Below are 12337 nucleotides of genomic sequence, written 5' to 3' on the forward strand. Positions count from 1 at the left end.
TAAAGCAACAAGGAGAAGGATGATGGCTAACAGAATGATTCTGAACGAAACGGCATGGTTTGGTCGGGGTGCTGTTGGGGCTTTAACCGATGAGGTGAAACGCCGTGGTTATCAGAAGGCGCTGATCGTCACCGATAAAACGCTGGTGCAATGCGGCGTGGTGGCGAAAGTGACCGATAAGATGGATGCTGCAGGGCTGGCATGGGCGATTTACGACGGCGTAGTGCCCAACCCAACAATTACTGTCGTCAAAGAAGGGCTCGGTGTATTCCAGAATAGCGGCGCGGATTACCTGATCGCTATTGGTGGTGGTTCTCCACAGGATACTTGTAAAGCGATTGGCATTATCAGCAACAACCCGGAGTTTGCCGATGTGCGTAGCCTGGAAGGGCTTTCCCCGACCAATAAACCCAGTGTACCGATTCTGGCAATTCCTACCACAGCAGGTACTGCGGCAGAAGTGACCATTAACTACGTGATCACTGACGAAGAGAAACGGCGCAAGTTTGTTTGCGTTGATCCGCATGATATCCCGCAGGTGGCGTTTATTGACGCTGACATGATGGATGGTATGCCTCCAGCGCTGAAAGCTGCGACGGGTGTCGATGCGCTCACTCATGCTATTGAGGGGTATATTACCCGTGGCGCGTGGGCGCTAACCGATGCACTGCACATTAAAGCGATTGAAATCATTGCTGGGGCGCTGCGAGGATCGGTTGCTGGTGATAAGGATGCCGGAGAAGAAATGGCGCTCGGGCAGTATGTTGCGGGTATGGGCTTCTCGAATGTTGGGTTAGGGTTGGTGCATGGTATGGCGCATCCACTGGGCGCGTTTTACAACACTCCACACGGTGTTGCGAACGCCATCCTGTTACCGCATGTCATGCGCTATAACGCTGACTTTACCGGTGAGAAGTACCGCGATATCGCGCGCGTTATGGGCGTGAAAGTGGAAGGTATGAGCCTGGAAGAGGCGCGTAATGCCGCTGTTGAAGCGGTGTTTGCTCTCAACCGTGATGTCGGTATTCCGCCACATTTGCGTGATGTTGGTGTACGCAAGGAAGACATTCCGGCACTGGCGCAGGCGGCACTGGATGATGTTTGTACCGGTGGCAACCCGCGTGAAGCAACGCTTGAGGATATTGTAGAGCTTTACCATACCGCCTGGTAAATGCGCTGATGTGATAATGCCGGATACGACGCTAGCCGCGTCTTATCCGGTATATAAGTGCATTAAATTCAATGTGTTGATAATCGTTTGCATCCGGCTCGCCGTTACCGTACCAACCGCAATTGCTGTAAATTGCCGTCGATATGCAAATCGGTTTGTAAGCGGGCAATATCGCGGCACAGAAACGCCATCTCTTTATGGGTTTCTAATTTTTTGCGCCACTTTTCGGCAACCGCATCCAGATTCTCATATATCCCTTCCAGACTCTGAAACTCGACCAGCAGCTGCGTGGCGCTTTTTGGTCCGATTCCCGCAACACCCGGTACCTTTGAACTGCTGATCCCCGCAAGTCCCCAGTAATCGGGCAACTGCTGCGGTTGAACGCCAAATTCTTTATCGATAAATGGCGCATCCAGCCAACGTTTCTGGAAGTAATCACGAATACGTAATGTCGGTGAAAGTAACTGACAGTAGCCTTTATCTGTCGAAACAATCGTTGCCTGATGCCCGGCCTGTGTCACTTTGACCGCCAGCGTGGCGGCTAAGTCATCGGCTTCGTTGCCGCTGGTTGACCAGCACGGGACGCCGCGTTGCTCAAAGGCGGCGCGTAATGCAGGCATCTCGTCGTGCAACTCTTCCGGCATTGGCGGTCGACCCGCTTTGTAATCTGGTAAACGCTGATGACGCCAGCCGCTACTGCGGTTTTCATCATCAAAAACGGCGACCGCGTGGGTTGGCTGGCTGTGCATAATGAGCTGATCGAGCGCATGCTGGCAGGTTTCGACACAGGGCGATCCCTGAACGGCATGAATGCGACGAATAAGATTCAGTGCATCGACAATAAGCAAATGAACAGCCACGATAACCCCCTTAAAGATCAGGCGATAAGGGTAACATTCGATGCCGGAACAGGCTACGGCTGGATGAGAAATCGGGAAGAGGCCTCGCAAAACGAGGCCTCTGGAGAGCGATTAATCGCAGGCAACGATCTTCATTGCCAGGCCGCCGCGAGAGGTTTCGCGGTACTTGGCGTTCATATCTTTACCTGTTTCGTACATGGTTTCGATAACTTTATCGAGGCAGACGCGCGGCTCGCTGGTACGGCGTAGCGCCATACGTGCGGCGTTCACCGCTTTTACTGCCGCAATGGCGTTACGCTCGATGCATGGCACCTGGACCTGTCCGGCGACCGGGTCACACGTCAGACCGAGGTTGTGCTCCATGGCGATTTCCGCCGCGATGCACACCTGCGCCGGGCTTGCACCTAACAGTTCTGCCAGACCAGCCGCCGCCATTGAGCACGCCACACCAACTTCACCCTGGCAGCCGACTTCAGCACCAGAAATTGACGCGTTCATCTTATAAAGAGAACCAATGGCACTGGCTACCAGCAGGTAACGAGCCAGTGAGTTAGCGTTCACTTCGCGGATGAACTTGTCGTAGTACGCCAGCACTGCCGGGATAATCCCGCACGCACCGTTAGTCGGCGCAGTCACCACGCGTCCGCCAGCAGCGTTCTCTTCGTTCACTGCCAGTGCAAACATGTTGATCCAGTCAACAACCGCCATCGGGTCAGTGGTGGTTTTATCCTGGCTGACCAGCATCCGGCGTAGTGCCGCAGCACGGCGTGGAACGCGCAGTTTGCCAGGCAACACGCCTTCGGTGGAAATACCGCGCTCAATACCGCCACGCATGACTTCCCATACGTTCGCCAGGTGCTGTTCCAGCTCTTCTTTGCTGTGCAGCGCCAGCTCATTTTTCATCATCAGGCCAGAGAGTGACAGCCCGGTTTCCTGACAATGTTTTTGCAGATCGGCTGCTGAACTGTACGGATAAGGAACTTCAACCGGTGCGCTATTCTGCTGGCCAAAATGCTCTTCATCAACGATAAAGCCACCGCCAATAGAGTAGTAAGTCTGGCTGTAAACGACTTTATCGCCCGCCAGCGCGGTAATGCGCATACCGTTTTCATGCAGAGAAAGGTTGTCTGCATGGAAGTTCATGCACTGATCAACCGGGAACTCCACTTCATGCTGACCGTTTGCCAGCATCAGGCGACCATGAGTATTCACATCCTGAATAAAACCAGGGATGGAATCGATATCCACGGTATCCGGCAGGTTACCCGCCAGGCCCATAATAATGGCGATATCAGTGTGGTGGCCTTTACCGGTCAGAGAGAGCGAGCCGTACACGTCAACCACCACGCGGGTCACGTCTTTAAGCAGATTACGGGCAATCAGATCGTCGGTAAATTGTTTACCCGCTTTCATTGGTCCAACGGTATGAGAACTGGAAGGGCCAATGCCGATTTTGAAAATATCGAATACGCTAATCATAGGAAATACATCGCGTTAAAACGGAGGAAGCGCCGCCCGAAAGCGGCGCGAAAGGACTTAGCTGAACAGAGAGTAGAAGATTGCGGAGATTGCAATCAGACCCATCACGACAACGAATACGTTGCTGATGTGACCGCTGTACTTACGCATTGCCGGTACTTTCTGAATTGCGTACATCGGCATCAGGAACAGGATCATCGCGATGATTGGGCCGCCCAGGGTTTCAATCATACCCAGGATGCTCGGGTTCAGGGTGGCAACAATCCAGGTCGTTACCAGCATGAACAGCGCAGTGATACGGTTCAGCTTGTTGATTTCGATAGACTTACCTTTACCACGCAGAGATTTAATCACCATACCGTTGAAGCCTTCACGTGCGCCCAGGTAGTGGCCGAGGAAGGATTTGGTGATAGCGATAATCGCGATAATCGGAGCCATCCACGCGATAACCGGTGCGTTAAAGTGGTTAGCCAGGTAAGACAGAATCGAGATGTTCTGCTCTTTAGCCGCAGCCAGGTCTGCCGGAGTCAGGCTCAGTACACAGCTGAAGACGAAGAACATTACGGTCAGCACCATCATGATGTGTGCGAATGCCAGGATCTTCGAGCATTTCTGTTCTGCCATATCGCCGTACTCTTCACGCTTCGCAACGGCGAAAGAAGAGATGATCGGAGAGTGGTTGAAAGAGAACACCATAACCGGAATTGCCAGCCACAGGGTCATCCACAGACCGTTTCCGGTTGCAGATGCAGTGTCCAGAGACAGCGTTTCCAGTGCTGCGCCGTTCCACTGCGGGATCAGGTACAGAGCCAGCAGCATCAGTACGCCAACAAACGGGAATACCAGAATACTCATTGCTTTAACGATCATCTGCTCACCGAAGCGAACGATGGTCATCATACCCACGATCAGGATCAGCGACAGAATCGCACGCGGCGGTGGTGTCATACCCAGCTGGTGAGACATGAAGCTTTCAACTGTATTGGTGATTGCCACGCTATAAACCAGCAGGATCGGGTAGATAGCGAAGAAGTAGAGCAGGGTAATCAGTTTACCTGCGCCAATACCAAAGTGTTCTTCTACAACCTCGGTGATGTCTTCGCCTGGGTTTTTACCAGACAGTACGAAGCGAGTCAGGCCGCGGTGAGCAAAAAATGTCATCGGGAACGCAAGGATAGCCATGATGATCAGCGGGATCATACCGCCAACACCGGCGTTGATTGGCAGGAACAGCACGCCCGCGCCGATTGCCGTGCCGTAAAGGCCCAGCATCCACATGGTGTCTGTCTTGCGCCAGGCACTACGAGAGTCTTTCGACGCAATCGTGCTGGTTTGAGTCGTTTCCATCTATTTCTCCTGGAGGAATGCAAATAATTCAGCTTTTAGCCAGTTCAGCTCGGGAAGGTGCCTGACCGTAAAAATGAAATCTGTCTATCGGCGATGGCTTAATCATTTACCGCCGTAATAATTTGAGGGCGGAAAGATACACACAAGTTATGTATCTATCAGTGATCTTGATCCCAAATACAATAATCTACTTGGAAGATAGATTATCCCAACGCTTTACTCTGTAAATCAAAAGTAAAAGAGAATTTAAGGGCAATATTTGCCCATTAAACGACATTTGACTTCTTCCGGGGCGCGCAATATATGTAGGTTGAACTGAAAAAATCAATACTTTTAGTTAATCATGGCGATAATTTCTTTTTCATAGCGATAAAATGTGGTTTATGAAAATAGGGAAACGTTTGCGTTACAACATAAATTGTATGACATATTAACTGCAATGATATTTATCGCGTGAGGGTGGTAAGAAACATTCATATAACAAATGAAATAAATTGATGGGTATGTGACCAAAAACGAGAAAACCCGGCAACAAACGTCACCGGGGGAGGGAGATTACGTGCAGATTTCGTAGCAAGGGATGTAGGCTGAGCCTGGCAACTTCATACGATGCTGGGCAACAAAACCCTGTAGCAGGTCGTCCATACGACGCATAATCTCTTTATCGCCGTTGATTTTGTAAGGACCAAACTCTTCAATGGCGCGAATACCGACTTCTTTTACGTTACCCGCCACAATACCGGAGAACGCACGGCGCAGATCGGCAGCCAGCACTTCAACAGGTTGATCCGGGTAAAGCTTCAGATTAGCCATATTCTCGTGAGACGGCTCAAACGGCATTTGCAAATCTGGCGCAATGCGCATTGACCAGTTAAAGCTGTAGGCATCGCCTGTGTCGCGGCGATTTTCTTTCACCAGCGGCATCGATTTTTTCATCTGACGAGCGACTTCAGCGGCGTCATCAATGATGATGCGGTAATGGCGGCGCGCGTTTTCACCCAACGTATGCACGACAAACTCGTCCAGTACGCGGAAGTAGTCGGCGCTCTCTTTCGGGCCGGTGAGGAACAATGGTAAAACCTGATCTTTGTTGGCCGGGTTCATTAAAATTCCCAGCAAATACAGCAACTCTTCTGCCGTACCCACACCGCCAGGGAAGATAATGATGCCGTGAGCGATACGGACAAACGCTTCCAGACGTTTTTCGATATCTGGCATGATGATCAATTCGTTGACCAGCGGGTTAGGCGGTTCAGCGGCGATAATCGACGGCTCTGTCATACCAATAAAACGACTGTCTTTGTAACGCTGCTGTGCGTGTCCGACCGCAGCACCTTTCATCGGCGCTTCCATCGCTCCCGGACCACAGCCGGTGCAGATATTCAGCTCACGCAGGCCCAGCTGATTCCCGACGCGACGGGCATACAAATACTCGTTTTCGTTAATTGAGTGTCCGCCCCAGCAGACCACCATATTTGGCGCTTCACCGACATGCAGTGCGCGAGCGTTACGCAAGATGGAAAAGACCAGGTTAGTGATGTGGACGGAGTTGTCGAGATTCAGGTTGGGAAAACGAACGGTGTTATGGATTTGCCCGTAAACGAAGAGAATGTCACGCAGAACCGCGAACAAGTTGGCCTGCAACGCGCGAATAATTCGCCCATCGACAAAAGCCTCTTCCGGGGGATTAATCAGTTCCAGCTTTACGCCGCGTTCACGGCGCAGGACGTTAATATCGAAATTTTCAAAACGAGACAGCAATTCTTTGCTGTTATCGGTCAAACTACCGGAGTTCAGTACGGCAAGTGAACAGTTGCGAAACAGTTGATAGAGGTCGCTGCTGGCGGTGCGTTTAAGCATATCCACTTCCAGCTGCGACAACATATCCATGGAGCCAAGCGGGCTAATATGTGTAATCAAGAAAAACTCCTTATGGGACGAATATCGTCATTCCCTTTGATTACAATAGCCCTGCCTGATGTCCTTTCACAACCTTCTGCGTGAATCCAGCACGCAAAATTGAGAAAAAATTTATTGCCGAACCAGTCTTGTGGTCGATGGGACAAAATCGCTATTACTGCGCCACGGGTTAATGTCCAGACCGCCACGACGGGTATAACGTGCGTAAACGCTCAATTTTTCTGGCTGGCAGAAGCGTAACAGGTCATTAAAGATGCGTTCCACGCACTGTTCGTGGAACTCGTTGTGATGACGGAATGAGACCAGGTAACGCAGCAGTTTTTCTCTGTCAATTTGGCGTCCACGATACTGAATTTGGATCGAACCCCAATCTGGTTGATGGGTGATCAGGCAGTTTGATTTCAGCAGGTGGCTGACAAGCGTCTCTTCCACTACTTTTTCACCACAGGTGGCATTCTCCAGATAGTCAGTAGTGAATTCATAGTTATCGATAGTGATATCCTGGTCATCAATGCAAGTGCCATTAAAATGACCTATCGGCTGGCCTTCCAGTTCATCAAGACGATATAACGCCACGCTAATCTTACCCTGAGCGCAAGTGCTTAAGTCGCGCTCCAGCGTCTGGCGCACCTCATCCCAGTTATTAAAACGCGTCTGGTTAAAACTGTTGAGATAGAGCTTAAAACTCTTCGACTCAATCAGATTTACGCTGGTGTAATCAAGTTCAACATGACCGACAGCGACCTGCGGCAAACCTTTCGCATTCAGCCAGGAAAGTTCATACAGCGTCCAGATATCCGTACCGTGAAAAGGCAGGTTATCCGCTTTCAGACCCAGCGGGTCGCGATTCAGGCTGCGTGGAACGCCTTGCAGTAGGCTGGCGTCATAGGTATCCCGGTAATCGGTTGATTTTCCAAGAGTCAGGCCCGCAAGTGCCTGATGGTTTGCATAAGAAGACATGTTTCACCGTCATAAACCAGATAAACTAAACGACAAGTGTATCTGGTTTAAGTGAAGAGAGAAATTAGTGGACGATTTGACCGCACAAGCCCTGAAAGATTTTACTGCACGCTACTGCGATGCGTGGCATGAAGAGCATAAAAGCTGGCCGTTAAGTGAGGAACTGTACGGTGTTCCTTCACCGTGCATTATTTCAACTACCGAAGATGCCGTATACTGGCAACCCCAGCCGTTTACCGGGGAACAAAATGTAAACGCGGTTGAACGCGCTTTTGATATTGTGATACAACCCACAATTCATACCTTTTATACGACTCAGTTTGCCGGGGATATGCACGCGCAGTTTGGCGATATCAAACTGACATTGCTGCAAACCTGGAGTGAAGACGACTTCCGTCGGGTGCAGGAAAATCTGATTGGTCATCTGGTGACTCAGAAAAGGCTAAAACTGCCGCCCACGCTATTTATCGCGACGCTGGAAGAAGAGTTAGAGGTCATCTCGGTGTGTAATCTCTCCGGTGAAGTGTGCAAAGAGACGCTGGGAACACGTAAACGGACGCATTTAGCCTCAAATCTTGCGGAATTCCTTAATCAACTTAAGCCTCTTCTGTAATCCAAATACCCCATCTGGTTGTGAGAGATCTCTTACAGACCCTGTAGGAGATCGCCAGGAAATAAGCGAATACTTAAAAAGATAAGAATCGTTATTTTCATTTAAAATCAAAATGTTGATTGTTAATTCTTAACTTTCATATGAAATTTTCCTTAAGGCATTGTCTGTAAGCGCCTTGTAAGACTTCGCGAAAAAGACGATTCTATCTTCGTCGACAGGGAGTCAGACAACGAAGTGAACATCAGGATGATGACACTTCTGCAGGACACACCAGGATGGTGTTTCAGGGAAAGGCTTCTGGATGAAGCGAAGAGGATGACGCAGGACGCGTTAAAGGACACCTCCAGGATGGAGAATGAGAACCGGTCAGGATGATTCGGTGGGTCAGGAAGGCCAGGGACACTTCAGGATGAAGTATCACATCGGGGTGGTGTGAGCAGGAAGCAATAGTTCAGGATGAACGATTGGCCGCAAGGCCAGAGGAAAAGTTGTCAAGGATGAGCAGGGAGCAACAAAAGTAGCTGGAATGCTGCGAAACGAACCGGGAGCACTGTGAATACAGTGCTCCCTTTTTTTATTCCTGCTATCCTTCGCGGCAGTTTTTCTTATTGAAGTTGCTTTATGACCACTCATGACCGCGTTCGTTTCCAGTTGCAGACGCTTGAAGCGTTACTGCGTGAACATCAGCACTGGCGAAACGATGAACCCCAGCCGCATCAATTTAATAGTACCCAACCGTTCTTTATGGACACCATGGAACCACTGGAGTGGTTGCAGTGGGTGCTGATCCCGCGAATGCACGATTTGTTAAATAACAACCAGCCGTTACCGGGCGCTTTTGCTGTTGCACCCTATTATGAAATGGCGCTGGCGACGGACCATCCGCAACGCGCGCTTATTCTGGCTGAGTTGGAAAAACTGGATGCTCTTTTTGCGGATGATGCGAGCTAATGCTGGAAATACTCTATCAGGATGAATGGCTGGTTGCGGTAAATAAACCCTCCGGCTGGCTGGTTCACCGTAGCTGGCTGGATCGCGACGAGAAAGTAGTGGTCATGCAAACCGTGCGTGACCAGATAGGACAGCATGTTTTTACTGCTCATCGTCTGGACCGACCCACTTCTGGTGTGTTGTTGATGGGATTATCCAGCGAGGCCGGACGGCTGCTGGCACAACAGTTTGAACAGCACCAAATCCAGAAACGTTACCATGCGATTGTGCGCGGCTGGTTGATGGAAGAAGCGGTGCTGGATTATCCACTGGTGGAAGAACTGGACAAAATCGCTGATAAATTTGCCCGCGAAGATAAAGGCCCGCAGCCAGCAGTGACGCATTATCGCGGTCTGGCGACCGTAGAAATGCCGGTAGCGACCGGACGTTACCCGACCACGCGCTACGGCCTGGTGGAACTGGAGCCGAAAACCGGACGCAAACATCAGCTTCGCCGACATCTTGCCCATTTGCGTCATCCGATTATTGGCGATAGCAAACATGGCGATTTACGCCAGAATCGCAGCGGTGCTGAGCATTTTGGCCTCCAGCGGTTAATGCTACATGCCAGTCAGTTGTCATTGACGCATCCTTTTACTGGCGAGCCGCTGACTATTCACGCGGGCCTGGACGACACCTGGATGCAGGCGTTATCACAATTTGGCTGGCGCGGTCTGCTTCCTGAAAATGAAAGGGTTGAGTTCAGTGCGCCATCGGGTCAGGATGGAGAGATAAGTTCCTAATCCAGGGAGAAAACGGTATGGCGGAAATTGGTATTTTTGTCGGCACCATGTACGGAAATTCGCTGTTAGTGGCGGAAGAAGCAGAAGCAATTCTGACCGCACAGGGCCACAAAGCAACGGTATTTGAAGATCCTGAATTAAGCGACTGGCTGCCTTATCAGGATAAGTATGTTCTGGTGGTTACGTCCACGACCGGGCAGGGCGACCTTCCTGATAGCATTGTGCCGCTCTTTCAGGGAATCAAAGATAGTCTGGGCTTCCAGCCGAATCTGCGTTATGGCGTGATTGCGCTCGGCGACAGCAGTTATGTAAATTTCTGCAATGGCGGCAAACAGTTCGATGCCTTGTTGCAGGAACAGAGCGCTCAGCGGGTTGGCGAAATGCTGTTGATTGACGCCAGTGAGAACCCGGAACCGGAAACGGAATCAAATCCGTGGGTCGAACAGTGGGGCACGCTGTTGTCCTGATATGTTCAGCGAGCGGTAAATGTCGTTTTAGCGGTGCTGAATCGAATCTTTTCAGGCAAATGCCAGTAAAAACTGCTTCATAGCGCGGATTTTTACTGGCGTTTGCCTGGAGTCAAGCGATCCATTTCATACTCTTCTTTATTTCTTCGTTTTAACCCTTCCTTTCTTGTTCTTGTTTTCATTTCCGTGAAGTGGATTCCACCGTCCAGGGCTAATGCCAAAATCGGGCCTCATTGAACGCATTAATGTTGTGTTGTTGCACGGTGAGCCGCTATGGCGCGCTTTTTATACTGCTATTGCCAGATATAAACACGCGCCGTATTCGGCGAACGACCTATAAAAACGGCAAAAAACACCCTACGTCACCTCTGATTTCCTGGCTATGTCGCAGTCCAGAGTGAGCGTGGCTAACGCGAATTTTCAGGAGTGCAACAATGAGTTCTTTAAGTCAGGCTGCGAGCAGTGTGGAAAAACGCACGAATGCTCGTTACTGGATAGTGGTGATGTTGTTTATCGTCACATCCTTCAACTACGGCGACCGCGCTACGCTTTCTATTGCCGGTTCGGAAATGGCCAAAGATATCGGCCTTGATCCCGTGGGAATGGGCTATGTGTTCTCTGCCTTCTCATGGGCTTATGTTATCGGGCAGATCCCTGGTGGTTGGTTGCTGGATCGTTTTGGTTCAAAACGCGTCTACTTCTGGTCGATCTTTATCTGGTCGATGTTTACCTTGCTGCAAGGCTTCGTCGATATCTTTAGTGGATTCGGCATTATCGTTGCCCTGTTTACTCTGCGCTTCCTGGTCGGGCTTGCTGAAGCGCCATCTTTCCCCGGCAACAGTCGCATTGTTGCGGCCTGGTTTCCGGCGCAGGAAAGGGGAACGGCGGTGTCGATTTTTAACTCCGCTCAATACTTCGCAACGGTGATCTTCGCGCCGATTATGGGCTGGCTGACGCATGAAGTGGGCTGGTCACACGTCTTCTTCTTTATGGGCGGTCTGGGGATTGTCATCAGCTTTATCTGGTTGAAAGTCATCCACGAGCCAAATCAACATCCGGGGGTAAATCAGAAAGAGCTGGAGTACATCGCCGCGGGTGGCGCGCTGATCAATATGGATCAGCAAAACACCAAAGTTAAAGTGCCGTTCAGCGTGAAGTGGGGGCAGATCAAACAACTGCTCGGGTCACGGATGATGATCGGCGTTTATATCGGTCAGTACTGTATCAACGCCCTGACTTACTTTTTCATTACCTGGTTTCCGGTTTATCTGGTGCAGGCGCGTGGGATGTCGATTCTGAAAGCGGGCTTTGTGGCTTCCGTTCCGGCGGTTTGCGGTTTTATCGGCGGTGTGCTGGGTGGGATTATTTCCGACTGGCTGATGCGTCGCACGGGATCGCTGAACATTGCGCGTAAAACACCGATCGTAATGGGCATGTTGCTGTCGATGGTGATGGTGTTCTGCAACTACGTCAACGTTGAGTGGATGATCATCGGCTTTATGGCGCTGGCCTTCTTCGGTAAGGGCATCGGGGCGCTGGGTTGGGCAGTAATGGCAGATACCGCGCCAAAAGAGATCAGCGGTCTTTCCGGTGGCCTGTTCAACATGTTCGGTAACATTTCTGGCATCGTCACGCCAATCGCAATTGGTTATATCGTTGGCACGACTGGCTCCTTTAATGGGGCGCTGATTTATGTTGGTGTTCATGCCTTAATCGCGGTACTGAGCTACCTGGTGCTGGTGGGCGATATCAAGCGTATCGAGCTGAAACCTGTCGCGGGGCAATAA

Annotated in this window: 12 protein-coding genes; 6 read left to right on the top strand and 6 right to left on the bottom strand. The window is 50.7% G+C overall.

All coding sequences use genetic code 11. The annotated features are described in order from the left end of the window. The first annotated feature begins 22 nt into the window (after positions 1-22). On the top strand, positions 23-1171 hold the full coding sequence (gene fucO / locus C1P89_RS24725) for a lactaldehyde reductase (RefSeq protein ID WP_000013588.1): 1149 nt from the start codon (positions 23-25) through the stop codon (positions 1169-1171). Positions 1172-1275: 104 nt separating this feature from the next. On the opposite strand, the gene xni is transcribed toward fucO, so the two are convergent. From xni to queF, 5 genes are all read right to left on the bottom strand, one after another. After that, the gene (xni, locus tag C1P89_RS24730) at positions 1276-2031 is read right to left on the bottom strand and encodes a flap endonuclease Xni (protein WP_000268232.1); all 756 of its coding nucleotides are present in this window, start codon (positions 2029-2031) and stop codon (positions 1276-1278) included. Between the two features lie 111 nt (positions 2032-2142). Next, a complete protein-coding gene (gene sdaB, locus C1P89_RS24735; protein ID WP_000626410.1) occupies positions 2143-3510 on the bottom strand; it encodes an L-serine ammonia-lyase II in 1368 nt (455 codons plus the stop codon). A 57-nt stretch (positions 3511-3567) separates the two neighbouring features. Further along, positions 3568-4857, bottom strand: coding sequence for an HAAAP family serine/threonine permease SdaC (gene sdaC, locus C1P89_RS24740; RefSeq protein WP_000450476.1), 1290 nt, complete (start codon positions 4855-4857; stop codon positions 3568-3570). A gap of 555 nt (positions 4858-5412) precedes the next feature. Next, positions 5413-6777, bottom strand: coding sequence for a nucleotide 5'-monophosphate nucleosidase PpnN (ppnN, locus tag C1P89_RS24745; RefSeq protein WP_000627987.1), 1365 nt, complete (start codon positions 6775-6777; stop codon positions 5413-5415). A gap of 111 nt (positions 6778-6888) precedes the next feature. After that, positions 6889-7737, bottom strand: a complete 849-nt coding sequence (gene queF / locus C1P89_RS24750) for an NADPH-dependent 7-cyano-7-deazaguanine reductase QueF (protein WP_000100420.1) — start codon at positions 7735-7737, stop codon at positions 6889-6891. A gap of 67 nt (positions 7738-7804) precedes the next feature. On the opposite strand from queF, the gene syd reads away from it, so the two are divergent. The 4 genes from syd to C1P89_RS24770 all read left to right on the top strand — a co-directional run bounded on the left by syd (position 7805) and on the right by C1P89_RS24770 (position 10550). Further along, positions 7805-8350, top strand: a complete 546-nt coding sequence (gene syd, locus C1P89_RS24755; protein WP_000342431.1) for a SecY-interacting protein — start codon at positions 7805-7807, stop codon at positions 8348-8350. A gap of 621 nt (positions 8351-8971) precedes the next feature. Then, positions 8972-9301, top strand: a complete 330-nt coding sequence (locus C1P89_RS24760; RefSeq protein WP_000206976.1) for a YqcC family protein — start codon at positions 8972-8974, stop codon at positions 9299-9301. Further along, positions 9301-10083 carry a tRNA pseudouridine(65) synthase TruC gene (gene truC / locus C1P89_RS24765; protein ID WP_000890001.1) on the top strand — a complete coding sequence of 261 codons (783 nt, stop codon included), beginning with the start codon at positions 9301-9303 and terminating at the stop codon, positions 10081-10083. Before C1P89_RS24760 ends, truC begins: the two co-directional genes overlap by 1 nt. 17 nt (positions 10084-10100) lie before the next feature. Then, entirely contained in the window at positions 10101-10550 is a 450-nt protein-coding gene (locus C1P89_RS24770) for a flavodoxin (RefSeq protein ID WP_000807753.1), read from the top strand. A gap of 92 nt (positions 10551-10642) precedes the next feature. On the opposite strand, the gene C1P89_RS26325 is transcribed toward C1P89_RS24770, so the two are convergent. After that, positions 10643-10771: a hypothetical protein gene (locus C1P89_RS26325; protein WP_001296328.1), complete on the bottom strand. Its 129-nt coding sequence runs from the start codon at positions 10769-10771 to the stop codon at positions 10643-10645. A 213-nt stretch (positions 10772-10984) separates the two neighbouring features. On the opposite strand from C1P89_RS26325, the gene gudP reads away from it, so the two are divergent. Further along, complete coding sequence (gene gudP, locus C1P89_RS24775; protein WP_000097082.1) at positions 10985-12337, top strand: galactarate/glucarate/glycerate transporter GudP; 1353 nt, start codon at positions 10985-10987, stop codon at positions 12335-12337.

Source organism: Shigella sonnei (assembly GCF_002950395.1).
GTDB lineage: Bacteria > Pseudomonadota > Gammaproteobacteria > Enterobacterales > Enterobacteriaceae > ECMA0423.

Coding starts and splice junctions, on each gene's coding strand:
- fucO (WP_000013588.1), top strand. CDS start 23: ATGGCTAACAGAATGATTCTGAACGAAACGGCATGGTTTGGTCGGGGT.
- sdaB (WP_000626410.1), bottom strand. CDS start 3,510: ATGATTAGCGTATTCGATATTTTCAAAATCGGCATTGGCCCTTCCAGT.
- sdaC (WP_000450476.1), bottom strand. CDS start 4,857: ATGGAAACGACTCAAACCAGCACGATTGCGTCGAAAGACTCTCGTAGT.
- queF (WP_000100420.1), bottom strand. CDS start 7,737: ATGTCTTCTTATGCAAACCATCAGGCACTTGCGGGCCTGACTCTTGGA.
- C1P89_RS24760 (WP_000206976.1), top strand. CDS start 8,972: ATGACCACTCATGACCGCGTTCGTTTCCAGTTGCAGACGCTTGAAGCG.
- truC (WP_000890001.1), top strand. CDS start 9,301: ATGCTGGAAATACTCTATCAGGATGAATGGCTGGTTGCGGTAAATAAA.
- C1P89_RS24770 (WP_000807753.1), top strand. CDS start 10,101: ATGGCGGAAATTGGTATTTTTGTCGGCACCATGTACGGAAATTCGCTG.
- gudP (WP_000097082.1), top strand. CDS start 10,985: ATGAGTTCTTTAAGTCAGGCTGCGAGCAGTGTGGAAAAACGCACGAAT.